This window comes from Streptacidiphilus sp. ASG 303 (assembly GCF_020991365.1).
Classification (GTDB): domain Bacteria; phylum Actinomycetota; class Actinomycetes; order Streptomycetales; family Streptomycetaceae; genus Peterkaempfera.
Map to the genome: position 1 here is coordinate 145,909 of NZ_JAJLRA010000010.1, position 24,352 is coordinate 170,260.

20 protein-coding genes are annotated in these 24,352 nt (G+C 75.6%); 6 read left to right on the top strand and 14 right to left on the bottom strand.

Annotated elements, in window-relative coordinates:
- Positions 1-43: 43 nt before the first annotated feature.
- Positions 44-961: a DMT family transporter gene (locus tag LO771_RS15765; protein WP_230652825.1), complete on the top strand. Its 918-nt coding sequence runs from the start codon at positions 44-46 to the stop codon at positions 959-961.
- Positions 962-1,046: 85 nt separating this feature from the next.
- Here LO771_RS15765 and LO771_RS15770 read toward each other — a convergent pair whose 3' ends face one another.
- Positions 1,047-1,448 (bottom strand): MarR family winged helix-turn-helix transcriptional regulator, encoded by a 402-nt coding sequence (locus tag LO771_RS15770; RefSeq protein WP_230652827.1) that lies wholly within the window; start codon positions 1,446-1,448, stop codon positions 1,047-1,049.
- Between the two features lie 253 nt (positions 1,449-1,701).
- Positions 1,702-2,568, bottom strand: a complete 867-nt coding sequence (locus LO771_RS15775) for a helix-turn-helix transcriptional regulator (protein ID WP_230652829.1) — start codon at positions 2,566-2,568, stop codon at positions 1,702-1,704.
- Positions 2,569-2,972: 404 nt separating this feature from the next.
- Between LO771_RS15775 and LO771_RS15780 the strand changes: the two genes are divergently transcribed.
- On the top strand, positions 2,973-3,503 hold the full coding sequence (locus LO771_RS15780; RefSeq protein ID WP_230652831.1) for an ATP-binding protein: 531 nt from the start codon (positions 2,973-2,975) through the stop codon (positions 3,501-3,503).
- 182 nt (positions 3,504-3,685) lie between these two features.
- Here the strand turns inward: LO771_RS15780 and LO771_RS15785 are convergent, their stop codons facing one another.
- Positions 3,686-3,922 (bottom strand): DUF397 domain-containing protein, encoded by a 237-nt coding sequence (locus tag LO771_RS15785; protein ID WP_230652833.1) that lies wholly within the window; start codon positions 3,920-3,922, stop codon positions 3,686-3,688.
- Positions 3,923-4,679: 757 nt separating this feature from the next.
- Between LO771_RS15785 and LO771_RS15790 the strand changes: the two genes are divergently transcribed.
- Positions 4,680-5,549, top strand: coding sequence for a hypothetical protein (locus tag LO771_RS15790; protein ID WP_230652835.1), 870 nt, complete (start codon positions 4,680-4,682; stop codon positions 5,547-5,549).
- 163 nt (positions 5,550-5,712) lie between these two features.
- On the opposite strand, the gene LO771_RS15795 is transcribed toward LO771_RS15790, so the two are convergent.
- The 6 genes from LO771_RS15795 to LO771_RS15820 all read right to left on the bottom strand — a co-directional run bounded on the left by LO771_RS15795 (position 5,713) and on the right by LO771_RS15820 (position 14,612).
- Positions 5,713-7,953: a right-handed parallel beta-helix repeat-containing protein gene (locus LO771_RS15795; protein WP_230652837.1), complete on the bottom strand. Its 2,241-nt coding sequence runs from the start codon at positions 7,951-7,953 to the stop codon at positions 5,713-5,715.
- 346 nt (positions 7,954-8,299) lie between these two features.
- A complete protein-coding gene (locus tag LO771_RS15800; protein WP_230652838.1) occupies positions 8,300-9,352 on the bottom strand; it encodes a LacI family DNA-binding transcriptional regulator in 1,053 nt (350 codons plus the stop codon).
- Position 9,353: 1 nt separating this feature from the next.
- Positions 9,354-11,081: a glycoside hydrolase family 13 protein gene (locus LO771_RS15805; RefSeq protein ID WP_230652840.1), complete on the bottom strand. Its 1,728-nt coding sequence runs from the start codon at positions 11,079-11,081 to the stop codon at positions 9,354-9,356.
- Between the two features lie 128 nt (positions 11,082-11,209).
- Entirely contained in the window at positions 11,210-12,133 is a 924-nt protein-coding gene (locus LO771_RS15810) for a sugar ABC transporter permease (RefSeq protein ID WP_230652842.1), read from the bottom strand.
- A gap of 43 nt (positions 12,134-12,176) precedes the next feature.
- The gene (locus LO771_RS15815; RefSeq protein ID WP_230652844.1) at positions 12,177-13,187 is read right to left on the bottom strand and encodes a carbohydrate ABC transporter permease; all 1,011 of its coding nucleotides are present in this window, start codon (positions 13,185-13,187) and stop codon (positions 12,177-12,179) included.
- Between the two features lie 141 nt (positions 13,188-13,328).
- Positions 13,329-14,612 (bottom strand): extracellular solute-binding protein, encoded by a 1,284-nt coding sequence (locus LO771_RS15820; RefSeq protein ID WP_230652846.1) that lies wholly within the window; start codon positions 14,610-14,612, stop codon positions 13,329-13,331.
- Between the two features lie 310 nt (positions 14,613-14,922).
- Here LO771_RS15820 and LO771_RS15825 point away from each other — a divergent pair, with 310 nt between their 5' ends.
- The 3 genes from LO771_RS15825 (at position 14,923) to LO771_RS15835 (ending at position 17,927) form a co-directional block, all read left to right on the top strand.
- Positions 14,923-16,200 carry a homogentisate 1,2-dioxygenase gene (locus LO771_RS15825; RefSeq protein ID WP_230652848.1) on the top strand — a complete coding sequence of 426 codons (1,278 nt, stop codon included), beginning with the start codon at positions 14,923-14,925 and terminating at the stop codon, positions 16,198-16,200.
- Positions 16,197-17,408, top strand: a complete 1,212-nt coding sequence (gene fahA, locus LO771_RS15830) for a fumarylacetoacetase (RefSeq protein ID WP_230652850.1) — start codon at positions 16,197-16,199, stop codon at positions 17,406-17,408. The genes LO771_RS15825 and fahA overlap by 4 nt, the downstream gene beginning before the upstream one ends.
- Before the next feature lie 108 nt (positions 17,409-17,516).
- Complete coding sequence (locus tag LO771_RS15835) at positions 17,517-17,927, top strand: PPOX class F420-dependent oxidoreductase (protein WP_230652852.1); 411 nt, start codon at positions 17,517-17,519, stop codon at positions 17,925-17,927.
- 108 nt (positions 17,928-18,035) lie between these two features.
- Here LO771_RS15835 and egtD read toward each other — a convergent pair whose 3' ends face one another.
- From egtD to LO771_RS15860, 5 genes are all read right to left on the bottom strand, one after another.
- On the bottom strand, positions 18,036-19,058 hold the full coding sequence (gene egtD / locus LO771_RS15840) for an L-histidine N(alpha)-methyltransferase (protein ID WP_230652854.1): 1,023 nt from the start codon (positions 19,056-19,058) through the stop codon (positions 18,036-18,038).
- A 91-nt stretch (positions 19,059-19,149) separates the two neighbouring features.
- Entirely contained in the window at positions 19,150-19,902 is a 753-nt protein-coding gene (gene egtC, locus LO771_RS15845; protein WP_230652855.1) for an ergothioneine biosynthesis protein EgtC, read from the bottom strand.
- Entirely contained in the window at positions 19,902-21,242 is a 1,341-nt protein-coding gene (egtB, locus tag LO771_RS15850; RefSeq protein WP_230652941.1) for an ergothioneine biosynthesis protein EgtB, read from the bottom strand. Before egtB ends, egtC begins: the two co-directional genes overlap by 1 nt.
- A 131-nt stretch (positions 21,243-21,373) precedes the next feature.
- A complete protein-coding gene (gene egtA / locus LO771_RS15855; RefSeq protein ID WP_230652857.1) occupies positions 21,374-22,687 on the bottom strand; it encodes an ergothioneine biosynthesis glutamate--cysteine ligase EgtA in 1,314 nt (437 codons plus the stop codon).
- A gap of 191 nt (positions 22,688-22,878) precedes the next feature.
- Positions 22,879-23,928 carry an aminotransferase class I/II-fold pyridoxal phosphate-dependent enzyme gene (locus LO771_RS15860; RefSeq protein ID WP_230652859.1) on the bottom strand — a complete coding sequence of 350 codons (1,050 nt, stop codon included), beginning with the start codon at positions 23,926-23,928 and terminating at the stop codon, positions 22,879-22,881.
- Between the last annotated feature and the right edge of the window lie 424 nt (positions 23,929-24,352).

A 24,352-nucleotide genomic window follows, 5' to 3' on the forward strand; every position in this document is an offset into this window, starting at 1 on the left:
CCGGCCGACGGCCGCGCCGGGCGTTCGTACGGGTGATTCGTCCGTGGTCGTCTTCGTTCTCGGTGTCGGCGCGGCCTGCTGCCTCGGCCTCGGCTTCGTCCTCCAGCAGCATGCGGCGCAGCGCGCGTCGCGCGCCGACTTCCTCTCCTGGCGGCTCCTCCTGCACCTGGTGCGCGACGGCGAGTGGCTCCTCGGCATCGCCTTCATGATCGGCGGTCAGGCGCTGAGCGCGACGGCGCTGGACCGCGGCGAGGTGTCGCTGGTGGAACCGCTGCTGGCGACCAGCCTGCTCTTCGCCATGGCGCTCGCCCGGGCGCTCACCCGGCAGAGCCTGGGGCGCTCCGGGTGGGGCGGGGTGCTGCTGCTCGCGGCGGGGGTGGCGGTGTTCATCGTGGCGGGCCGCCCCCGCGGGGGCGGGACGGAGGCCGGGGCGCTGCGGCACTGGCTGGTCTTCGGGGTGGTGGCGGGCCTGGCGCTGCTGCTCGTGGGCACGGCCCGGCGGATGCCGCTGCTCGCCGAGGCCACGCCGCTGGCCCTCGCCGCGGGCCTGCTGTACGGGGTGCAGGACGCCCTCACCCGGACCACCGCCCAGGAGATCGGCGCGCACGGCGTGGCGGCGGCGCTGCGCGCCTGGGAGCCGTACGCGGTGGCGGCGATCGGTGTGGTGGGCCTGATCCTGGTGCAGAGCGCCTTCGAGGCGGCGCCGCTGCGGATGTCGCTGCCCGCGCTGACCGCGGCGCAGCCGCTGGCGGGCATCGCCTGCGGGGTCGGGTTCCTGGGCGACCGGCTGCGCCTCACACCCGGGGCGATGGCGTGGGAGGCGGCGGGGCTGCTCGGCATCGTGCTGGGGGTGGTGGTGATCGGCCGCCACCCGGCGCTGCCGGACGCCTGCCCGCAGGAGCCGGGCGGCGTCCCGCTGCCGGAGCCGATGGAGGAGGCGGAGGGCCGCCGCCCCGGCTGACCGGCCCGGGGTCCCCGGGGGTGACCAGGGCCGGTGCGGGGCAGGGGGCCGGTCCGGGGCGGCGGGGGCCGGGTGCGGCCCGGGGTCAGGGGGACGTGAGGGTGCGGGCCAGGACCTCGCGCTGGGTGGGGAGCGCCTCGCGGTGGCGGGCGCGGCCCTCGGGGGTGAGGGAGACGTAGACGCCGCGGCGGTCGGCGCTGCACAGGGCGCGCTGGACGAGGCCGTCCCGCTCCAGGCGGCCGAGGAGCCGGGACAGGGCGCTCTGGCTGAGGTGGACGGCGCCGGACAGCTCCTGGACGCGGAGCTTCTCGCTGCCGCCGCCCGCGCTCTCGGCGAGGCGGTCCAGGACCTCGAAGTCGCTCATGCCGAGGCCGTGGCGGTCGTTCAGCTCACGGTCGAGGGCGCAGGCGGTGGCGGCGTGGCGGGCGAGCAGGCCGCGCCACTCCTCGACGAGCGTCCGCTCGGCGGCGGGGTCCAGGTCGGGCATCGCGCCATGCTAACAGCGCCGCCGGAATGCATGCATGTGCACAGGAACAGGCGGGGCGGCCCGCGGACCGCCCCGGGGTGGCGGGCGGTCCGGCGTGCGGCGGGAGGCGCGGCCCGCAGGCCGGGACCCGCGGCGCACGGAGCACCCCGCCGTTCCGGCGGTCCACCGCCCGGGCGCCGGACCGCCCACGCGCCGGAGGGCACGCGGCGGCCGGCCGCCGGCGGGGCGGCGGACCGCCGCCCCGCCGGCCGGGTCAGCCTTCGGCGAGGATCGACCGCAGCAGGTCCGTGGTCTGCTCCGGCGTCAGGCTGTCGACGCAGAGCCGCTCCATCACCTGGACGTAGCAGTCGACGTCGTCGCGCTTGTCGAGGTAGAGCGCGCTGGTGAGCTGCTCCAGGTAGACGACGTCGGCCAGGTCCTGCTCGGGGAAGCGCAGGATGGTGAAGGCGCCGCTCTCCGCCGCGTGGCAGCCGAACCGGAACGGCATCACCTGGAGCACCACGTTGGGCTGCTCGGCGATGTCGATCAGGTGCTGCACCTGCCCCCGCATCACCTCCGGCCCGCCGACCGGGCGGCGGAGCGCCGCCTCGTCGACGACGGCCCACAGCCGGGGCGAGTCGCCGCCGGCCAGGAGCTTCTGGCGGCGCATCCGCAGGCCGACGCGGCGCTCGATCTCCTCCTCGCCGATGGCGGGCCTGGCGAGGCCGAAGACCGCCCGCGCGTACTCCTCGCTCTGCAGCAGGCCGGGGACGAACTGCAGCTCGTAGGTGCGGATCAGCGCCGCGGACTCCTCGAGGCCGACGTACGTCTGGAACCAGCCGGGCAGGACGTCGCTGAAGCTGTGCCACCAGCCGGACTTGTTGGCCTCCCGGACGAGTCCGAGCAGCGCCTCCCGCTCGGCCTCGTCGTCCACGCCGTACAGGCTGAGCAGGTCGGCGACGTCCCGCTCCTTGAAGCTGACACGTCCGAGCTCCATGCGACTGATCTTGGACTCGGAGGCCCGGATCGTGTAGCCCGCGTCCTCGCGGGTGATGCCCCGGCCCTCGCGGAGCCGTCGCAGCTGGGAGCCGAGGAGGATCCGGCGCACCATCGAGCCGCCCCCCGGCTGAACTGTGGTCATGCGGTCTTACCTCCACCCGACGAAAACAGGGCACAGTCTGCCACTGTCCGGCTCCGAACGGTGCCCGCACAGGCATGCGGATCTCTGGGAATTCTTGCGCATGCAGAACCTGATGCACGTGCATCCGTTGCTCGCATATGCCATTCGCACTCCTGCACGTGAATCGACCCTTGCATCTGCCGTGAGCAGAGAGGACCATGGTGCACGTGCACATGCACACCCACTGGCAACCCCGCGGGGACCGCATCACCCCACGCGAGGCAGCGTCAGCCGTCCGAAGCGCCACCGTGCATCCGGCCGGCGGCGTCCTGCGCGCGCGGACGCCCCGGCCGACCGAGTCGGAGGTGTCCCGCATGACCCCGGCGGGTCCCGCTGTGTCAAGTCCCTTATGGGAGGAGCTGTTCATGGGCGCCGCTCCGGCGGTCACGGCCGATCCGGACGTGGTCACGTGCACGCTCACGCCGCGCTACGAGTCGGTGGGGACGGCCCGCGACTTCACCCGGAGCTCGCTCCAGCGCTGGGGGCTCGGCGAACTCTTCGACGACGTCGCCCTGGTGGCGTCCGAACTGGTGACCAACGCCCTGCGGCACGCCCTGCGGCTGCGGGCCGCCGAGGCCGCCGCCCACCTCCCGCAGCAGGCACGGCAGGGAGCCGACGGGCACCTGCCCATCCGGATCAGCCTGGTGCACCGCGCCCCGCAGGTGGTGTGCGCGGTGAGCGACCCCAGCAGCGCGGGCCCCGTGACGCGGGAGGCCGACTACATCGCGGAGTCGGGCCGGGGGCTGCACCTGGTCGACTCCTTCAGCCGGTCCTGGGGATGGCACCCGCTGGCCGGGGCGGGGAAGGTGGTCTGGGCGCTGTTCGAGGCCCACGAGGCCCCGGCGCAGGGCGGTTTCGGCATGCAGGACCACTCCGGCCGGCACCGCCGGCCCTGATGCGGCGGCCCCGGACGCGCCGGGCCCCGGCACGGCGCGTCCGGACCCGGACCCGGACCCGCGGCGGGCCCCGCGGCGCCCGGCCCTCGCCGTACGCGGCGGCGGCCGCCCTCCGCGGACCGGGCGCCGGAGACGGCGGCGGCCGCCGCCGGAGCACCCGGCGGCGGCCGCACGACCCGCACTCAGCCCACCAGGTGGTCGAACTCCCCGTCCTTGGCGCCCAGCAGCAGCGCCTCGATCTCCGCGCGCGTGTAGATGAGGGCGGGCCCCTCGGGGAAGCGGGAGTTGCGCACGGCGACGTCGCCGCCGGGCAGTCTCGCCAGTTCCACGCAGTTCCCCTGGGAATTGCTGTGCCGGCTCTTCTGCCAGACCACGTCACGGATCTCCGCGGCCGCCATGCCGTTGTACGTGTGGCCCATAGAAAGCTCCCGGAATGCGGTTCCTGCGCGTGACGCCGTACTCCTCGGCGTCGCGGCCGTGCGACCGGCAGGCTCCGCCCGCCTTGCGGGAGATCGGGCACCCGCCTCACTGGACGTGATGATAGCCGCTGTGCACGTGCATCCGCACAGGCAATTGCCTGTGCACGTTAGTGTGCATCCCGTGACGAAAAGCCCACAGGACAAGCGGATTGACGTTTCGTAAGCGGACATACCAGAGCGGAATCCGCCGCTCCGCGGCCACACTCCGTGCACGGCCCGTGGGCGCAGGGTGCGAGGGGCGGGCGGGAGGGCCGAGGGCGCGGCACACGGAACGTCACCGGCGCACGGTGTGACTCTGGTCACCCGGACCCCGCAGGGCCGCGCGCGGGACGGGGCGGCGGCGGGCGGCACCGAGCGGCGGCCGGTGCACCACCTCCCCGCCCCTCCCCCTCCCCCTCTTGCCTCCCCCCGCCGCCCCTTCTCCTCCGCCGGCACCGGGCCCCGGAACCTCCGGCTCCGGGGCCGGCGCGGCCCGGCGGCCCCGGCAGCGCGCCGGACACCCCGTACGGGTGAGTGACAGCAGGTCATCGCGGGGACGGGGACGCTCCGAAGGGGACCGTGAAGCAGGCAAGGCCGACCGGCGATCGACTGTTTCGGACCCTTTTCGACCGCCTGTCCCACTTGTCCCCGCCTGTGGCACGCCGGTTGCGGGAGCCCGCTGCCGCAGCATCACCCGAATGACCTACGATCGGTCGCCATGAGCTCTGCCGCCACCCCGGGCACCCCGCTGCCCGTCCGTACTCCCGGCTCCCCCGCCCGGGGACGCCACCGCCGCCCGGAGCGTCCCGAGATACCCGAGGGCGCACCGGCGCTGCTGCTCGCCGTGCCGTCCGCCGACAGCGCCGAGGCCCGGTTCGTCGCCGACGAGATCGTCTCCATCGTGCGGGGCGAGCAGCCCGGCATCGACGTCACCGCCGCGTACCTGGCGACCGCCGAGGGCTCCGAGGGCTCCGGCGTGTCCGAGCTGCTGGCGAAGGCCGCCGCCGCGGGCCTGCCGGCCCCGGTCGTGGTGCCGCTGCTCCCCGGCCCGCACCAGGACGCGCTCGCGGCCCTGCACGGGGCCGCGGCCGAGACCGGCGCGGTGGTGACCGACGCGCTCGGCCCGCACCCGCTGCTGGCCGAGGCCGTGCACGTGCGCCTGTCCGAGGCGGGGCTGGCCCGCGCGGACCGCGCGCGCCTGTTCACCATCAACACCGCCGCCGACGGCGTGGTCCTGGCCGTGGCGGGCGGCGAGGAGGCCGCCCAGGCCGCCGGGATCACGGGCGTGCTGCTCGCGGCGCGGCTCGCCGTCCCGGTGGTGGCCGCGGCGCTGGACGTGCCCGGTTCGGTGCAGGCCGCCGCCGCCCACCTGCGGGAGACGGGCGTGTCGCGTCCCGCGCTGGCGCCGTTCGTCGTCGGCCCGGAGGTCGACGCGGAGCTGGTGGCGTCGGTGGCCGAGGAGGCGGACTGCCCGGCGGCGGCGCCGCTGGGCGCGTACCCGGCCATCGGCCGGCTGGTCGTCTCGGCCTACCTCTCGGCGCTGGGCGTGTCCCAGGGGCAGCCGGACCGGCCGGTCCCGGCGTTCTGACGGACCGCGTCCGGCGGTCCCGGCCCGGGCCGCCGGAGGCGTCGCCGAGCCGTGCGGAGGCCGTCCGCGGGGTTCCCGCGGACGGCCTCCGCGTCGTGCCCGGCGCCCGCCGGACGGCCCGCCCCCGGACCTGCGGGCGGCGGCGCTCCCGGCCTGGTCCGGCTCAGGCCCCGAGGCGCGCCGTGCGGGCGGCGGCGCCGGCGAGCCGGACCGCCGGGGTGACCGGGGGCCGGGCCGGGGCGGACACGGCGGCGGGCCGGGTGGCGGCGTTCCAGGCGGGCACGGCCGTGCCCGCGGCGCCCCGGTCAAGGACGGTGACGGCGCCGCCCCCGACCGGGCGGAAGACGACGCTGCGGGGGGCGGGGGCCTCCGGGTCCAGCCACAGCTCGTTGCCGCCGAAGGAGCAGTCCAGCACCTCCACGTTGTCGGGCGCCCCGTCCCGGGTCGCCCGGAGGCCCACGCCGGCCCGGCGGTAGCCGGTGAAGCGGCACCGGCCGAGGGTGACCGGACCGCCCGCGAGCTGGTGCTTCGCGGTGGCGACGGCGAAGTCGGACATCCCGGCGGCGTCGACCAGGATGCCCTCGAAGAGGGTGCCGCGGCCGCGCCCCAGGGAGTGGACGGCGATGCCGCCGGCCGCGTTGCCGTGGAGCACGCACGTGCGGTACGTGAAGTCGTTGAGGTAGGCGCCGTGCTCGATGCCCCAGCCGCCGTTGTGGTAGGCGACGAAGTCGCTGACCACGTGGCGGCGTGAGGTGTTGAGCCAGACGAAGACGCCGTCCTCGAGGTTGTTGTGGGCCAGGCACCGCTCGAAGGTCCAGACGCCCTCGCCCCCCTCCGGCCACTCGTAGCCGGAGGCGCCCTCGGCGCCCTGGACGCCCACGGCGACGCAGTCCAGCGCCCTGCTGCCGTGTCCGGCGCCGAGGCTGAAGCCGGTCAGCCGGTAGGCGCGGAAGCCCGGCTCCCTCCGGGTGCGGGAGGCCACGCACGACTGGTACAGGATGTCGTCGGAGGGGCCCTGGGGGGTGCGGGTGTCCGGGGCGCCGTCCCACCAGTAGGCGTCCTCCTGGGTGTCGTGGCTGACGCAGCTGCGGAAGGTGATGCCGTGGCTGCCGTGCGGGACGAAGGCGTGGTTGCCCGCGTCCCGGACGACGACGCCCTCCACGGTGGTGCCGCGGCTCGTGTCGCCCAGCAGGTGGAAGTGGAGCGCGTACCGGCCGAGGACGGGCTCGGTGACCGGCGCGGTGCCCTGCGGCGACTCCCAGGTCTCCCCGGTGGCGCGGCGCGGGCCGAGCCAGCGCAGCGCGGCGTGCCGCACGTCCTGGCGGCGGGAGCTGGTGAGGTGGACGTGGGCCCGGCCGTCAGGGGTGCCCTCGACGCGGACGTTGCGGGTGAGGTTGAGGACCTCCGCGCCGAGCGGCGCACCGCCGCCCGGGGCGACCCGGGGGTGGGCGTGCCGCAGCGGCGCGGCGAGGGTGACGGTGCGTCCGCTGACGGACCGCACGGTGCACAGGTCGTACGCGGTGGAGAACCCGTCGCCGGTGGGCGGCGCGGTCGGGGTCACCGCGAGCTCGTCGCCGGGCCGCCAGCCCTCGGGGGGCGCGGTGAGGACGACCGTGCGGTCGCCCGGCCGCAGGTCGGAGGCGGCCCGCACCCAGGCGGTCCTGACGGCGCCGTCCAGGCGCAGGTAGCCCTCACCGGTGACCCACAGGCCGGTGTCGCCCTCGACGACGCCCATGCCGCCGCCGCGCAGACGGCCCTCGTCGATGCCGGTGAACCGCAGGGTGTGGACGGCGGCCGCGTCGGCGGGCGCCAGGGCGAGGGTGCCGTGGACGACGACGCTGCCGGCGGCGGTGAGGGTGACCGAGCGGTCGGGGCGGGCGACGAGGGCGCCGCCGGGTTCGACGACCAGTCCGGCGACGGCGGCGTCGGTGTCGAGCACGACGTGGTCGCGGACGCGGACGGTGTCGCGGGGGCCGGGGACGCGGCCGCCCCAGCCCGCCGGATCGGACCAGGGGCGGCCGCCGCGGGCGTCCGCGGGCGGCGGGGGCGGCACTGCGGAGGCGCCGGGGCGGGCGGGGTGCGGACCGGGGTGCGCGGAGGGCGCGGGTCCGGCCGCCCGCGCCCCGTGCGGGCTGCCGTCGGCGAGCGTGCGGCGCAGCAGCTCCCCGCCGCCGGCCGCGGTGGCGAGGACGGCTCCGGCCGCCGCCCAGCGCAGCGCGGTGCGCCGCGGCGGCCCGCCTCCCGGGCCGTCCGTCGCGGGCCGGCGCTCCCCCGGTGCGGCCTCGCCCGGCTGCGGCCCCCCGGCCCGCTCCGGACCCTCCCGGCCATCTCGGCCCTTCGGTTGCTCCGGCGGCTCCGGCTGCTCCGTCGGCCGCCGACCCGGCGGGTTCTGGTCCCGGCCCATGCTGCGTCCCCCCAGACGACTGCGCTCCAGCTGGCGCCAGCTTAGGCAGAGGGCCGCGGCCGGTGCCGCCGTTTGTCCGGAACCGTCCGTACGACGGCCGTCGGCGCACGGGTGCGGACACACCCGCGCCCCCGGGCGTCCGGCGTGCGGACGCCCGGGGGCGCGGGCGGGTGGTGCGGTACCGGCGGCTGCCGGTGGCGGGCGGTCGGCCCGGGCCGGGCCGGCCGCCCCTCGGGGCGTGCCGTCGGCTTCGACGGCCCGGCGTTCCCGGCGGACCGGCGTTCCCGACAAGCCGCCATTCCCGGCGGACCGGCGTTCCCGACGGACCGTCAATCCCGTTGGGCCGTCAGTCCCGGCGGGCCGGGGCCGCCGCGGTGGAGCCGCGGACGACCAGCTCGGGCTCGAAGACGAACTCGGCGCGCTGCGCCGGGTTCCCCCCGACCTCCTCCAGCAGGGCGTCCACGGCCGCGGTGGCCATGGCCTCCACGGGCTGGCGGATGGTGGTGAGCGGCGGCTCGGTGAAGGCGATCAGCGGCGAGTCGTCGAAGCCGACCACCGAGACGTCCTGCGGCACGGTCAGACCGCGCTGCCGGACGGCCCGGATCGCGCCGAGCGCCATCATGTCGCTCCCGCACACGATGGCGGTGCAGCCCTGGTCCAGCAGCGCTCCGGCGGCCGCGTGGCCGCCCTCGACGCTGAACAGGGTGTGCCGCACCCGCGCGTCCGCCTCCTCGGGGGTGCACCCGAGGATGTCGCGGAGCGCCGCGGTGAAGCCCTCGATCTTCCGCAGGACCGGCACGTACCGGCGCTGGCCGACCGCGAGGCCGATCCGCTCGTGGCCCAGCTCGACGAGGTGCTGGACGGCCATCCGCATGGCCGCCCGGTCGTCGGGCGAGACGAACGGCGCGGAGATCCGCTCGTTGTAGCCGTTGATCAGTACGAACGGCACCTGACGGCCCGACAGCTTGGCGTAGCGGTCGGGGTCGGAGGTGGTGTCCGCGTGCAGGCCCGAGACGAAGACGATGCCGGAGACACCGCGCTCCACCAGCATGTCGACCAGCTCGTCCTCGGTGGACCCGCCGGGCGTCTGGGTGCACAGCACGGGCGTGTACCCGTGCCGGCTGAGGACCTGCTCGATCACCTGGGCCAGGGCAGGGAAGATCGGGTTGCTGAGCTCAGGGGTGATCAGCCCGATGAGGCCGGCGCTGCGCTGCCGCAGGCGCACCGGCCGCTCGTAGCCGAGCACGTCGAGAGCGGCGAGCACCGTCTGCCTGGTGGCAGCCGACACCCCCGCCTTGCCGTTGAGGACGCGTGAGACGGTGGCTTCGCTTACCCCCGCCTGCGCCGCGATGTCCGCCAGTCGCGCCGTAGTCACAGCTCCTGAGCCTATTGCACCCATGTCAGACGGCCCACCAGACCGTGCAGTCCGACGGCAGCTCGACGGCGCCGTCGACGACCTCGGCCTGGGCGGACGACAGCAGGACCCGGCCCGGGGCCGGGATGCGGACGGCCTCGGCGGTGAGGTTGACGGTGCAGGCGAAGGAGCCCTCGGCGGTGTCGCGGCGGAACGCCAGGACGCCCTCGGGCAGGCCGTCGACCCAGGTCACCGCGGTGCCGGCGCCCAGCGCGGGGTGCTCGCGGCGGACCGCGAGCGCGCTGCGGTACATCTCCAGGGTGGAGTTCGGGTCACCGGTCTGGGCCTCGACGCTCAGCTCGGCCCACTCGGCCGGCTGGGGCAGCCAGCTCGCGCCGCCCTCGGGGCCGAAGCCGTAGGGGGCCTCGGTGCCGGACCACGGGATCGGCACGCGGCAGCCGTCGCGGAAGCCGTCCTGGCCGGCGCCGCGGAAGAACGCCGGGTCCTGGCGGGCCTCGTCGGGCAGGTCGGTGACGTCCGGCAGGCCGAGCTCCTCGCCCTGGTAGACGTAGGCGGAGCCGGGCAGGGCCAGCATCAGCAGGGAGGCGGCGCGGGCGCGGCGGAGGCCGAGCGCGCGGTCGCCGGGGGTGCGGAGCTGGGTGCCGAGGCCCGGCTCGTTGGCGAAGCGGGTGGCGTGCCGGGTCACGTCGTGGTTGGAGAGGACCCAGGTGGCCGGGGCGCCGACCGGGCGCATGGCGTCGAGCGAGACGTCGATGACCTCGCGCAGGGCGGCGGCGTCCCAGTCGGTGCCCAGGTACTGGAAGTTGAAGGCCTGGTGGAGCTCGTCGGGGCGCACGTAGTTGGCGGTGCGGGCGACGGTGGGGGTCCAGGCCTCGGCGACGCCGATGCGCTCGCCCGGGTACTCGTCGAGGATCTTGCGCCACTCGCGGTAGATCGCGTGGACGCCGTCCTGGTCGAAGAAGGGCATGACGTCGTTGCCGAGCAGCTTGAGCTGGTCGTGGCCGCCGATGTCGGGCAGGCCGGCGGCCTTGACCATGCCGTGGGCGACGTCGATGCGGAAGCCGTCGACGCCCATGTCGAGCCAGAAGCGCAGGATGGAGCGGAACTCGTCGGCGACGGCCCGGTTCTCCCAGTTGAAGTCGGGCTGCTGGGGGGCGAAGAGGTGGAGGTACCACTCGCCGGGGGTGCCGTCCGGGTTGTTCGTACGCGTCCAGGCGGGCCCGCCGAAGATCGACTCCCAGTCGTTCGGGGGCAGCTCGCCGTCCTCGCCCTTGCCGGGGCGGAAGTGGTAGCGCTCCCGCAGCGGCGAGCCGGGGCCCTCGCGCAGCGCGCGCTTGAACCACTCGTGCTGGTCGGAGGAGTGGTTGGGCACCAGGTCGACGATGACGCGCAGGCCCAGGCCGTGGGCGTCGCGGATCAGCGCGTCGGCGTCGTGCAGGTCGCCGAACATCGGGTCGATGGCGCGGTAGTCGGCGACGTCGTAGCCGGCGTCGGCCTGCGGGGAGGCGTAGAAGGGGGAGAGCCAGACCGCGTCGACGCCGAGGGCGCGCAGGTACGGCAGGCGCGAGCGGATGCCGGGCAGGTCGCCCATCCCGTCGCCGTCGGAGTCGGCGAAGCTGCGCGGGTACACCTGGTAGATGACCGCGTCCCGCCACCAGCCTCTGGGCTCGGCTGCGGACGCGGCGGCCGCACCGGGGGCGGTGTCGGCGGCGGGGGCAACGGGCCGGGAGGCGTCGGTCAGGTACTGGGTCATGGCGGATCCCTCAGGGACTCGGTGTCGTCCCGCCGGTCCGGGCGTGGGCCGGCGGTGCGCAGCGTGGGGAGGTGGAGCGGGTGCGGGCGGGGCGCCGGGCGCAGGCGGACGGCGCCCCGCCCGCGGGGTCAGGACTTGGAGGCGCCGGCGGTGAGGCCGGTGACCAGGTGGCGCTGGACGAGGTAGAAGAACAGCGCCGCCGGGAGGGCGATCATCACCGAGGTGGCCGCCATCAGGTTCCACTGGGCGTCGTGCTCGCTGACGAAGGTCTGCAGGCCGACCGCGAGGGTGTACTTCTCGCTGGAGAGGAGGAACTGGGTGGCGTAGGCGACCTCGCCCCACGCGGTGAGGAACGAGTAGAAGGCGGCCACGGCCAGGCCGGGGCGCGCCAGCGGGAGGACCAGCTTCCAGAAGGTGCCGAAGGGGCTGAGCCCGTCGACCCGGCCGGCCTCGTCGATCTCGACCGGGATGGTGTCGAAGTAGCCCTTCATCAGCCACGCGCAGTAGGGGATCGCGGTGGTGAGGTAGACGATGACCAGGCCCTGGTAGGTGTCCAGGAGGTCCAGGCTCGCCAGGATGTTGTAGAGCGGCACGATGAGGATCGCGACCGGGAACATCTGGGTGATGAGGAAGGTCCACATCAGCGGCCGGTGGCCGGGGAACTTCATGCGGGACACCGCGTAGCCGGCGCTGGCCGAGAGCAGCACGCCGATGAGGGTGGCCGACAGGGCGATGAGGACCGAGTTCCCGAACCACTTCAGGAAGTCGGTGTTCTGCAGCACGTCGGTGTAGTTGCTGAAGCTGATCTTGCCGGCGATCTTGTCCGGGTGGAGGTAGTCGCTCTTGTCCGGGCCCAGCGAGACGTAGACGATCCAGGCGACCGGGAAGAAGGCCACCAGGCTGGCGATGCCCAGCAGGGTGTGCAGCAGGGCGGTCTGGCCCCTGCTGCGCTGGCCGCGTCCGCGGTGGCGGCGCGGCTTGGCGGTGCCGGCGGTGGGGACCGGCTCGTGGTCGGGGGCTCCCGTCACCGGGAGGTCTGCGGTGGTGCTCATGGCTTCTCCTGCCCTCTCTCTTGCGTCGCGACGGTCGCGCCCGTCAGCCGTTGGCCAGTTCGTTGCGCTTCAGCCACCGCTGGTAGAAGGAGGCGAAGACGATCAGCATGGAGAGGATGATCACGCCGTAGGCGGCGGACTCGGCGTAGTCGCGCGGCTGCTGGCCGAAGCCCAGGCGGTAGGACCAGGTGACCAGGATCTGCGCGTCCGGGGCGCCGGACTGGCCGAAGAGCAGGAAGATCACGTTGAACTGGTTGAAGGTCCAGATGATGCCGAGCAGGATCACCGTGCTGCTGACGGAGCGCAGGCCGGGCAGGGTGACGTGCCGGAACCGCTGCCAGGGGGTGGCGCCGTCGGTCTCGGCGGCCTCGTAGAGCTCGGCCGGGATCGCCTGGAGGCCGCCCAGCAGGGAGACCATCATGAAGGGGACGCCGACCCAGGTGTTGACGAGGATCGCGGAGACCTTCTGCCAGAACGGGTCGGTGAGCCAGGCCTGGGTCGGCAGGTGCAACCAGTCGAGCGCCGAGTTCACGATGCCGCCGTCGTCGGCCAGCATGAGCCGCCAGGAGAAGATCGTGACGAAGGTCGGGACGGCCCACGGCAGGATCAGCATCATGCGGTAGAAGGTGCGGCCCCGCAGGTTGTCGCGGTTGAGCAGCAGGGCGAGGCCCAGGCCGATGCCGTAGTGCAGGCCGACGCAGACCGCGGTCCAGACGATGGTCCACACGAAGTGGGACCAGAAGCGGTCGTAGGAGCCGTCCCCGAAGAGGATGTCCTTGTAGTTGTCGAAGCCCACCCAGCTGAACGAGTCGGGGATGTGGTTGACCCCGATGGTCCGGCCGACGTTGAGGCTGTTGGCGTTGGTCAGCGACAGGTAGATGCCGCGGCCCAGGGGGTAGAGCACCAGCGCGCCGATCACCAGCACGACCGGGGCGACCATCGCCCAGGCGTACCAGTTCCGGTTGTACGACTGCCGTATACGGCTGACGAGGCCGGGTCGCGACGCGCGGTCGCTGCGGCCTCCGGGGCTTCCACCCTGGACGGCGACGGTCATCTTCGACACCTTTTCGAGAGGTTCGCAGATCGGGCTGCGGGGGGCTGTGCGGGAGGGCCTCCCCGGTGCGGGCCCGCACCGGGGACGCCACAGGGGCCGCCCGGCCCGCCCCGTGCGGGGCGGGCCGGGCGGCCCTGGGGATTACTTGGAGAAGCCGGGGAGGAGCTTCTGGTAGTCGGCCGCCGTGGCGTCGAGGCCGGCCTGGGTGCTCTCGCCACCGGAGAGGATCTTGTTGTAGTTGGTGGCGAGGGAGGCGAAGAGCGAGCTGTACTCGGGCAGCTCCGGCCGCGGCTGGGCGACGCTCAGGACGGCCTGGTAGCCGGCGACGCCCGGGGCGGCCTTGACCTCGGCGGTGTAGGCGGAGGCGCGGGTCGGCAGGGTGCCGTTCTTCACCGCGATCTTGGCCTGGGTCTCGGCGGAGGTCATCCAGCCGATGAACTTCTCCGAGGCCTCCAGGTGGGCCTTGTCGGAGCCCGCGTAGGCGACCAGGTTGTGACCGCCGGTCGGGGCGCCGGCCTTGCCGGTGGAGCCGGCCGGGACCGGGGCGATGCCCAGGTTGTCCTTGTTGGTGAAGGCGGAGCCCTTGAAGATGTTGGTGAGCTCCCACGGGCCCTGGACGATCATCGCGGTCTTGCCGCTGTTGAAGGCGTCCTGCATGTGGGCGTAGCCGTCGGCGGTGATGTCCAGCTTGGTGACGCCGGAGGTGGCCAGGATCGACTTCGCGGTGTCGATGGCCTTGACGGCCTGCGGCGAGTTGACCGTGATCTTCTTGTTGGCGGCGTCGACCATGTTGGTGCCCTCGCCGTACATGAAGGGCAGCGCGTAGTAGGCGTCGGCGCGGAGGGTGAAGCCGTCGACGCCGGCCTTCTTCTTGATCTGGGCGGCGTCGGTCTTCAGCTCGTCCCAGGTGGCGGGGGCCTTGGCGATGCCGGCCTTCTTGAGGATGTCCTTGTTGTACAGCAGGGCCAGGGTGTCGGTGACCAGCGGGGCGCCGTAGGTCTTGCCGTCGAACTTGGCCTGCTCCAGGAGGCTGGGCTGGAAGTCGGCGCGGTTGTCCAGGGCGGCGGTGTCGTCCAGCGGGGCCAGGAAGCCGGCCTTGGCGAAGGCGGCGGTCCAGCCGACCTCGGAGCGGAAGACGTCCGGAGCGCCCTTGCTGCCGGCGGCGGTCTGGAACTTGTTCTGCGCCTGGTCGAACGGGACGTTGACGTACTTGACCGTGATCTTCGGGTTGGCCTGCTCGAATTCCTTGATCAGGGCCTCGTAGGTCGGCTTCTCGTTGGTGGCGTTGGAGGTGTCCCACCAGGTGATGGTGACCGGACCGGAGGCCGCCTTGTCCGAACCGCTGCCGCCGCCGCTGCTGCTGCAGGCCGCCATCGAGACCGCGAGGGCCGCGACAAGTGCGGAGGCCGCAATACCACGCCGCATGAGAACTCCTAGAAGGGTGGGTGCCCGAGAGGGTCGGGACACCGCATAATGGCTGTCCCGGGGGTCCGACTGCGCCGTTGCGGCCGTCGGGCTTGGGGAGGAACGTAACAGCGGCGTGAGCAGCTCGGAAAGTCCTTGCAGCAAGTTTCTGCAAGGATATGCGATTCGTTACGCCCGCGTGTCCTGCCGGTTGCGGTAACGCGACCGCCGCCCCCCGGCCTTCCTTGACAGGCGTGACCGGCGCCACTGTCATGAGAACTGCCGTCCCGACCCCGGACGGCAGGCCGCGACAGTCGCTCAGGAGGCGCAGGTGGCGTACTACCGGACCCTCGGCACGGTGCCGCCCAAAAGGCACACCCAGTTCCGACGGGACGACGGAGGGCTCTACTTCGAGGAGCTGATGGGCGAGGAGGGCTTCTCCTCCGACTCCTCCCTCCTCTACCACCGCCACATCCCCTCCGCGCTGGTCGACAGCCGTGTGTGGCAGCTCACCGAGGCCAAGGCGGAGCCGAACCATCCGCTGAAGCCCTTCCACTTCCGGCTGCACTCCCTCTTCCCCGGGGAGTCCTGGCGGCAGGCCGACCCGGTCACCGACCGGCGGGTGGTGCTCGGCAACGCCGACGTGCGCATCGCCTACGTCGCCGCCGGCCGCCCCTCCCCCCTCTACCGCAACGCCATCGGCGACGAGTGCGTGTACGTGGAGTCCGGCACGGGCCGTGTCGACACCGTCTTCGGGTCGATCGAGGTCGGCGACGGCGACTACGTCGTCCTCCCCCGCGCCACCACCCACCGCTGGGTGCCCGCCGGGGACGCCCCGCTGCGGCTGTACGCGATCGAGGCCAACAGCCACGTCACGCCGCCGAAGCGCTACCTCTCCCGCTTCGGGCAGCTGCTGGAGCACGCCCCCTACTGCGAGCGGGACCTGCGCGGACCGTCCGGACCGCTGCTGGAGGAGGGCGAGGACGTCGAGGTGCACGTCAAGCACCGCGCGTCCGGCGGCGACGGCGTGGCCGGCACCGTGATGGTGCTGCCGCACCACCCCTTCGACGTGGTGGGCTGGGACGGCTGCCTCTACCCGTACGCCCTCAACATCCGCGACTACGAGCCGATCACCGGGCGCATCCACCAGCCGCCGCCGGCGCACCAGGTCTTCGAGGGCGCGGGCTTCGTGGTCTGCAACTTCGTCCCCCGCAAGGTGGACTACCACCCGCTCTCCATCCCCGTCCCCTACTACCACTCCAACGTGGACAGCGACGAGGTGATGTTCTACTGCGGCGGCGACTACGAGGCCCGCAAGGGCTCCGGCATCGGCCAGGGCTCGGTCTCGCTGCACCCCGGCGGCCACACCCACGGCCCGCAGCCCGGCGCCTACGAGCGCTCCATCGGCGCGGAGTTCTTCGACGAGCTGGCCGTGATGGTCGACACCTTCCGCCCGCTGGAGATCGCCGAGGGCGGCCGGGCGGCCGACGACGGGCGGTACGCGTGGAGCTGGAGCGGCCGCGGGCCGCAGGGGCCGCTGGGCCCGCAGGACGTGCAGGACGTGCAGGACGTGCAGGGCGCTCCGGGGACGCCGGGCGGTGCCGGGTGACGGCGCCGCGCAGCTGGGTCCCCGTGCCGGAGGGCTCGCCCTTCCCGGTGCAGAACCTCCCCTACGGCGTCTTCACCCCGCCCGGCGGCACCCCCCGGGTCGGCGTGGCGATCGGCGGCCACGTGCTCGACGCCTCCGCGGTGTGGGCGGGCACCCCGCTCGGCGCCGACCTGGCCACCGGCTCCCTCAACCGCTTCCTGCGCCGCGGCCCCGGCGAGTGGGCCTACGTCCGCCGCCGGATCACCGAGCTGCTCACCGGGGAGGAGCAGCGCCGGTTCGCCGAGGCCCACCTGTACCCGCTGGACCGGGTGCGGCTGCACCTGCCGTTCGAGGTGGCGGACTACGTCGACTTCTACGCCTCCGAGGAGCACGCCTCCAACGTGGGCCGGATCTTCCGGCCCGACGGCGAGCCGCTGCTGCCCAACTGGCGCCACCTGCCCGTGGGCTACCACGGCCGGGCGGGGACCGTCGTGGTCTCCGGCACGGGGGTGCGGCGGCCCGCCGGGCAGCGGTCCGGCCCCGGCGGCGCGCCGCTCTTCGGCCCGACGGAGCGGCTGGACGTCGAGGCGGAGGTCGGCTTCGTGGTCGGGGCGCCCTCCCGGCTCGGCGAGCCGGTGCCGGTCGGCGCCTTCGCCGACCACGTCTTCGGGGCGGTGCTGGTGAACGACTGGTCCGCCCGCGACATCCAGTCCTGGGAGTACCGGCCGCTCGGGCCGTTCCTCGGCAAGTCCTTCGCCACGTCGGTGTCGCCCTGGGTGGTGCCGCTCGCCGCGCTGGAGCACGCCCGCGTCCCCGTGCCGCCCCAGGACCCGGCCCCGCTGCCGTACCTGGAGGAGAAGGAGCCCTGGGGGCTGGACCTGGCCCTGGAGGTGCGGCTGAACGGCGCGGTGGTCTCCCGGCCGCCGTTCCGCGGCACGTACTGGTCGCCCGCGCAGATGCTGGCCCACATGACGGTGAACGGCGCCTCGCTGCGCACCGGCGACCTGTACGCCTCGGGCACCGTCTCGGGCCGCCTGCCGGAGGAGCGCGGCTCGCTGATCGAGCTGACCTGGAACGGGCGCGAGCCGCTGCGGCTGCCGGACGGCACGGAGCGGACCTTCCTGGAGGACGGCGACACGGTCGTGATGAGCGCGACCGCGCCCGGCGCCGACGGGGTGCGGATCGGCTTCGGCGAGGTGGCCGGGACGGTGCTGCCCGGCCCGTCCTGAGGCACCGGGCGGCCCGGCCCCCGTCCGCAGGCCCGTCCGCGCCCGCCGCGCCCGTCCGCGCCGCGGGGCGCGGACGGGCGGGGGCCGGTCCCGCCGTACCCTGACGCCATGACGACTGACGACGGCGCCGCGGCGCTGGACCGGCTCGGGGCGGGGAAGTACCTGCTGGTCACCACCTACAAGAAGGACGGCTCCACCGTGCCCACCCCCGTGTGGGTGGTGCGGGACGGCGACGCGCTCGGGGTGTGGACCGCGGCGGACTCCTGGAAGGTGAAGCGCATCCGCAACCGGGCGGACGTGCTGGTCGCGCCCTGCGACGTCCGCGGCGGGCGCCAGGGGGAGGACGTCCCGGCGACCGCCGAGCTCCTGGACGCGGACGGCACCGAGCGCTACCGCGCCCTGCTGGCACGCAAGTACGGGCTGCTGGGGCGGCTGACGATGCTGGGCAGCCGGCTGCGGCGCGGCCGGGCCGGCACGGTGGGCATCCGCATCACCCTGCGGGAGCCCCGGACCCCCTGACGGCCGGTCGAACCGGCCGGGCCGGCCGGGCCGACCGGTTCGGTCCAACCGGCCGGGCCGGCCGGACCGGGGGCGCCGCGGCACGGCGGCGCCCCCGGTGACGGAGCGTCAGGAATCGCCGCCCGGGGCCGCGGCGTCCCGGGCGGCGCCGTCGCGGTCGGCGGGGGTGGCCAGCGAGAGGCCGAAGCGCTCCTCCGGGTCGGTCCACCAGTGGACCAGCTCCAGTCCGGCGGCGGCGAGTTCGGCGGTGATGCCGCGGCGGCGGAACTTCGCGGAGACCTCGGTGCGGAGCTCCTCGCCCTCGGCGAAGGGGACGGCCAGGTCCAGGTCGCGGATCTTGACGGTCTGCTCGCGGAGGGAGCGCAGCCGCATCTCGATCCACTCGTTCGCGGCGTTCCAGTGGGCGACGTGCGCGAAGGCGTCGGGGTCGAAGTCCGCGTCGAGCCCGCGGTTGACGACGTGCAGGACGTTCCGGTCGAACGCGGCGGTGACACCGGCCGCGTCGTCGTAGGCGGCGACCAGGACGGCCGGGTCCTTCACCAGGTCGGTGCCGACGAGGAGGGAGTCGCCCGGCTCCAGCTCCCGCCGCAGGGCGGCGAGGAAGGCGGCCCGCTCGTCGGGGAGCAGGTTGCCGAGGGTGCCGCCGAGGAAGGCGACGAGGCGGGGGCCGCGGGTCGGCGGGAGCGCCAGGGTCGCGGTGAAGTCGGAGACCAGGGCGTGCACGGCGAGGCCGGGGTACTCGGCGGCCAGGGCGTCGCCCGCCTCCCGCAGGGCGCTCTCGCTGACGTCGACGGGGACGTAGGACTCCAGGGTGCCGAGGTCGCGCAGCGCGTCCAGCAGCAGCCGGGTCTTCTCGGAGGAGCCGGAGCCCAGCTCGACCAGGGTGCGGGCCCGGGTGGCCGCGGCGGCCTCGGCGGCGCGGGCGGTGAGGATGGCCCGCTCGGCGCGGGTGGGGTAGTACTCGGGCAGCCGGGTGATCTGCTCGAAGAGCTCGCTGCCGCGGGCGTCGTAGAACCACTTGGGCGGGAGCCACTTCGGATCCGCCGTCAGCCCGGTGCGCACGTCGTGGCGGAGGGCGGCGTCGAAGTGGTCGGCGGGCAGCAGGCGGGTGAGGTCGAACGGTGCGGCCATGGCGGGGCCTCCTCTCACGGGAAGGGTGGGGTGCCGTCGGGGTCGGGCGGCGGTGCGCGCCGGCCGGGGCGGGACGGCCGGCGCGGGCCGGTCAGCCCGGCGGTCCCGCCAGGGGGCGGACGGTGACGGCGTCGGCGGTCGCGAGCAGCAGCGACCCGTCGGGGACGGCGGTCCAGCCGGGCAGGTCGTCGCCCGGCTCGGAGGCGACCAGGGCGCAGCGGCCCGGCTCCAGGCGGTGGAAGAGGGTGTCGCCCCAGGTGGTGGCGGCGATGGCGGTGCCGTCGGTGAGGAGCAGGTTGAGGCGGGCGTCGCCGCGGGCGGCGACGTCGGCGACGGTCGCGGCGAGGGCGTCGCCGGGCGCGGCGCCGTCCCGCAGCCGCCGCAGGACCAGGGCCCAGACCAGCGCGGAGTCGCAGCGGGCCTCCATGGAGAGGAGGTCGGCGGGCGGCAGGGCGGCGGCCAGGTCGGCGAAGGCGGCGGGCCAGCCGGGCAGGGCGCCGTTGTGGCTGAAGAGCCAGCGGTCGGCGGCGTAGGGGGCGGCGGCGGCCTCGCCGGGGGCGCAGCCGTCGGTGGCGGAGCGCACGGCGGCGAGCAGGGCGCGGGTCCGCACGACCCGGGAGAGGTCGGCGAAGGACGGGTCGGCCCAGATCGGTCCGGAGCGGCGGTAGCGGGCGGGCACGGGGTCGCCGTCGGCGTACCAGCCGATGCCGAAGCCGTCGGCGTTGACGGTGCCGTACTTCTGCATGCGCGGCGCCCAGGACTGCTGGTGGAGCCCGTACGGGGGCGCGGTGACCAGGTCGCGGACCGCCCGGGGCTCGCCGACGTAGGCGAGGTGGCGGCACATCAGGCGGCCCCGGGGGCGGTGCGGCCGGCGGTGCGGGGCTCGGCGTCGCGGGCGGTGCGGAAGCCGGAGAAGATCTGGCGCCGCACCGGGTGGTCCCAGTTGCGGAAGGTGCCCCGGCAGGCCACCGGCGCGACCCCGAAGGAGCCGCCGCGCAGCACCCGGTAGTCGCCGCCGAAGAAGACCTCGGAGTACTCGCGGTAGGGCCAGGCGCGGAAGCCGGGGTAGGGCGTGAAGCGGCTGGAGGTCCACTCCCAGACGTCGCCGATCAGCTGGCGGGCGCCGTGCGGGGAGGCGCCGGCGGGGTGGCTGCCGGCGGGGGCGGGCCGCAGGTGGCGCTGGCCGAGGTTGGCGTGCTCGGGGGTGGGGTCGGCGTCGCCCCACGGGTAGCGGCGGGAGCGTCCGGTGGCGGGGTCGTGGCGGGCCGCCTTCTCCCACTCGGCCTCGGTGGGCAGGCGGCGCCCGGCCCAGCGGGCGTACGCGTCGGCCTCGTACCAGCAGACGTGCACGACCGGCTCGTCCGCGGGGACCTCCTCGGTGCGGCCGAAGCGGCGGCGCAGCCAGGTCGCGCCGTCGCGGGTCCAGAAGAGGGGGGCGGTGAGGCCGGCCCGCTGCCGGTGGTCCCACCCCTCCGGGGTCCACCAGCGGGGGTCGTCGTAGCCGCCGTCGGCGACGAACCGCTGGTAGGCGCCGTTGGTGACCGGGACGGTGTCCAGGTGGAAGGCGGGGACGTGCACGGTGTGGGCGGGGCGCTCGTTGTCCAGCGCCCAGGGCTCGGTGGAGGTGCCCATGGTGAAGTCGCCGCCGGGGACGAGCACCTCGGCGGGGAGCGCGGCGGCGTCGGCGGGCGCGGGGGGCGGCGCCGGGTCGTCGAGGACGGGCGGGCCCTGGCGGAGCTGGTGGGTGATCAGCATGGTCTCGTCGTGCTGCTGCTCGTGCTGGGCGACCATGCCGAAGGCGAAGCCGCCGCGCAGCAGCGGGTCGCCGTCCAGGGCGGCGGCCTCCAGGACGTCGAGGACCCGGCCGCGGACGTCGTGGGCGTAGGCGCGGGCCTCGGCGGGCGGCAGCAGCGGCAGGGAGGGGCGTTCGGCGCGGGGGTGCTCGAAGGCGTCGTAGAGGGAGTCGATGCCGGGGAGCAGGGGGTCGCGGCCGCCGACGGTGCGCAGCAGCCAGAGCTCCTCCTGGTTGCCGATGTGGGCGAGGTCCCAGACCAGGGGCGACATCAGCGGCGAGTGCTGGGCGGTGAGGTCGCGGTCGTCGACGCTGCCGGTGAGGACCGCGGTGCGGGCGCGGGCGGCGAGCAGTTCGGCGGCGATGCGCTCGCGCAGCGCCTCGGCGGGCAGCGCCTCGGGGCGCGGGGGCCCGGCGGGGAGGGAGGCGCGGGCGGCGTCCGTCGCGGCCTCCGTCGCGCCGCCCGGGGCGGTGCCCGGCCGGGTGCCCGACGGCGTGCCCGACGGCGTGTTCGGCTCGGTGTTCAGCACGGGGCGGTCTCCTGCGTCGTCGCGGTGTCGGTGCCGGGGCCCCGCCGGGAGCGGCCGGCCAGGGCGTCCAGCTGGTCGTCGGCGGGACATCGCCCGGCGGCGGTGTAGCGGTCGGCGAAGGCGGCGAGGGCGTTCCGCACCGCGGGCGGGGCGTCCAGCCGGGGCAGCGCGCCGTCGGCGGCGGCGAAGCAGGCGAGGGCGGCGCGGCGCAGCGCGGGGTCGGCGACGGCGTGGGTGGAGGCCCTGGTCCACAGGGAGCCCCGGGGGGCCGGGAGGTCCCGGTCGGGGTCGCCGAGGGGCTCCAGGGCCGCGAGGGCGGCGTCGGCGGCGCGGGGGTCGTCCAGCAGGGCGGTGACCAGCGCGGTGGGGACGAGCCAGCCGTCGCCGGGCTGGGCGTCGATCATGCGCAGTTCGAAGTGCCCCTGGGGCCGCACGGGCGGGAAGAGGGTGGTGAGGTGGTAGCCGAGGTCGTCCAGGGTGGGCGGCCGCTCCCCCGCGCCGCGCAGCCAGTCGCGGAAGGTGAGGCCGCTCGGGGCGGTCCAGGGCCGGCCGCCGGGACGGCGCACGCAGAGCAGTTCGGCGTCGAGGGCGGCGCGGGCCCAGGCGGCGCGGGGGTCGCCGGCCAGCGGGGCAGGGGCGAGGGTGTGGGTGGGCTCCATCCGCTCCCACACGGCCTGGCGGGTGGAACGGCGGCCGGTGGGCCGCCCGTCCAGCAGCGGGGAGTTGGCGAAGGCCGCCACCAGGACGGGCCCGAGGAGGTGCAGCAGCCGCCAGCGGTCGCGGAAGCCGTGCGGCCCGGGTCCGTCGGTGCCCGCGTCCACGCAGACCTGCACGGAGGCGCTGGCGCACATCATGACCCGGCCCCAGGGGCCTCCGCGTCCGAAGAACTCCGCCATGGCGGCGTACCGGGGGGCGCGGACCACCATGCGGCGGCCGCGCGGGTGGGGGTCGGTGCCGGTGCCGGCGAGGTTCAGGCCGCGGGCGGCGAAGGCGCCGCGGAGGACGGCGAGGTCGCGCAGCACGGTCTCGGCGCAGTCGGCGAGGGATTCGGCGGGCGGGGAGCTGAGCTCGACCTGCCCGCCGGGTTCGCGGGTGAGGAGGGAGCCCCCGGGGAGGGCGGGGGGTCCGGGCCGGAGGCCGAGGGCCTCGACGGCGGCGTCGGTGCGGGCCGGGTCCACGGGGGCGGCGGCGTCGCGGGCGTCCTGGACGATCCACTCCAGTTCGACGCCGACCCGGCGCGGCGGACCGATCTTGAAGCAGACGCTGGCGACGTACGCCTCGGCCTGCGACTCGGTCAGCGGGGTCACGGTGGGCGGTGCCTGCGGCGGCCCGGCGTCGGTCTGTATCGGGGGGCGTACGGGTTTCACTCGGCTCACCGTCCCTCGGTCTTGCGGCCCGGGGCTCACTGCCCAGTCTGCACCGAAGCATGCCCGCGCGGCGGCAAACCGCCGCGGCGCCGAGGTGTCTGCGCAGGTCGGGGCGGTGTGGGCGGCGGGGTTCAGGACTGCGCCGGACGGGTGAGGCGGTCGAGCGCCGTCGCGAGGAGCGGGCGGGGCAGCGCGTAGTTCAGCCGCAGGAAGCCGGGGGCGCCGAAGTCCGCACCGTCCTGGAGGCCGAGTCCGCGCTCCTCCAGCAGCAGCCGGCAGGCCCCGGCGGCGGGCAGGCCCAGCGCGGCGGCGTCCAGCCAGAGCAGGTAGGAGGCCTGCGGCGGGGAGGGCACGGCGCCCGGGGCGGCCCGGCGCAGGGCGTCCAGGGCGAGGTCGCGGCTGCCGGCCAGGTACCCGAGCAGGCCGTCCAGCCACGGCCCGCCGTGCTCCAGGGCGGCGTTCTGCACCAGTTGGGCCGTCAGGCCGCCCTCCCACAGGCCGTATCCGGCCATCGCCTCCCGCAGGCGCTCCCGCAGCACGGGGTCGGGGACGAGGGCGAAGGCGCTGGGGAGGCCCGTGGTGTTGAAGGTCTTGCCCACGGAGTTGAGCGTGACGACGGAGGGGGCGAGGTCGCCGGCGGCGTCCACCGCGACGGGGTGGGACACGCCGGGGTGGACCAGGTCGGAGTGGACCTCGTCGGAGACCAGCACCCCGCCCGCGTCGGCCGCCGCCTCGGCCAGCGACCGCACGGCGGAGCGCGGCCACACCCGGGCGGTGGGGTTGTGCGGGCTGCTGAGCAGGACGGCGGACAGCGGGCGGCCCGCGAACCCCCCGACGGGCAGGCGGTAGCCGTCCGCCTCCAGGGCCAGCGGCACCTCCTCGTACGGCAGCCCGGCCGCCCGGCAGGTGGGGGCGAAGCCGCCGTACTCGGGCACCGGGGCCAGCACCGGTCCGCCGCGGCCCGCGGCGCGCAGCACCTCCAGGAGCAGGCGGACGGCGGTGCGCGGGCCGAAGGGCAGCAGCAGCACCCAGTCGGGGTCGACGGCGGCGCCGTGGCGGGCCCGGTACCAGGCGGCGACCAGGTCGCGGCCGCGCGGGTCGCAGACGGTGTAGCCCCAGGCGCGGTGCGCGGCGCGGGAGGCCAGGGCCTCGGCGACGGCGGGCGGGCCGGGGAGGTCCATGTCGGCGAGGCCCAGCGCGATCCGGCCGGGGCGGCCGTCGGCACCGGCGGCGGCCCACTTGCTGCTGCCGGTGCCGGAGCGGTCGAAGGGGAGGTCGAAGCCGGTGGGCGGCGCGTCGGTGGGCGGGCCGGCGGTGCGCCGGTCGTCGGTGGGCCGGTCGTCGGTGGGCCGGTCGTCGGTGTCCAGGGCTCCTCCACGGGGTCGCGCGGGCGGGCGTCCCTCTCCCTACCCGCGCGACCGGACCGCGACGCCGGCGGCGGACGGTGGGCGGCGGCGCCGGGGCGGGGCGGGGCCGGTACGGGCGGGCGGGCGGGCGGAGGCGGTCTGGTCCGGCGGGCGGGCGTCGGCTAGCGTCGTCCCGCCCCCGGCCGGAGCCGCCGCGGGCGCCCGCCCGACCGCGGGCCCGCCCGTGGACCGGAGGGGC

Coding starts and splice junctions, on each gene's coding strand:
- LO771_RS15820 (WP_230652846.1), bottom strand. CDS start 14,612: ATGCGGCGTGGTATTGCGGCCTCCGCACTTGTCGCGGCCCTCGCGGTC.
- LO771_RS15770 (WP_230652827.1), bottom strand. CDS start 1,448: ATGCCCGACCTGGACCCCGCCGCCGAGCGGACGCTCGTCGAGGAGTGG.
- LO771_RS15860 (WP_230652859.1), bottom strand. CDS start 23,928: ATGGACCTCCCCGGCCCGCCCGCCGTCGCCGAGGCCCTGGCCTCCCGC.
- LO771_RS15800 (WP_230652838.1), bottom strand. CDS start 9,352: ATGGGTGCAATAGGCTCAGGAGCTGTGACTACGGCGCGACTGGCGGAC.
- egtD (WP_230652854.1), bottom strand. CDS start 19,058: ATGGCCGCACCGTTCGACCTCACCCGCCTGCTGCCCGCCGACCACTTC.
- LO771_RS15790 (WP_230652835.1), top strand. CDS start 4,680: ATGAGCTCTGCCGCCACCCCGGGCACCCCGCTGCCCGTCCGTACTCCC.
- LO771_RS15780 (WP_230652831.1), top strand. CDS start 2,973: ATGGGCGCCGCTCCGGCGGTCACGGCCGATCCGGACGTGGTCACGTGC.
- LO771_RS15815 (WP_230652844.1), bottom strand. CDS start 13,187: ATGACCGTCGCCGTCCAGGGTGGAAGCCCCGGAGGCCGCAGCGACCGC.
- LO771_RS15785 (WP_230652833.1), bottom strand. CDS start 3,922: ATGGGCCACACGTACAACGGCATGGCGGCCGCGGAGATCCGTGACGTG.
- LO771_RS15805 (WP_230652840.1), bottom strand. CDS start 11,081: ATGACCCAGTACCTGACCGACGCCTCCCGGCCCGTTGCCCCCGCCGCC.
- LO771_RS15835 (WP_230652852.1), top strand. CDS start 17,517: ATGACGACTGACGACGGCGCCGCGGCGCTGGACCGGCTCGGGGCGGGG.
- LO771_RS15775 (WP_230652829.1), bottom strand. CDS start 2,568: ATGACCACAGTTCAGCCGGGGGGCGGCTCGATGGTGCGCCGGATCCTC.
- egtC (WP_230652855.1), bottom strand. CDS start 19,902: ATGTGCCGCCACCTCGCCTACGTCGGCGAGCCCCGGGCGGTCCGCGAC.
- LO771_RS15795 (WP_230652837.1), bottom strand. CDS start 7,953: ATGGGCCGGGACCAGAACCCGCCGGGTCGGCGGCCGACGGAGCAGCCG.
- LO771_RS15810 (WP_230652842.1), bottom strand. CDS start 12,133: ATGAGCACCACCGCAGACCTCCCGGTGACGGGAGCCCCCGACCACGAG.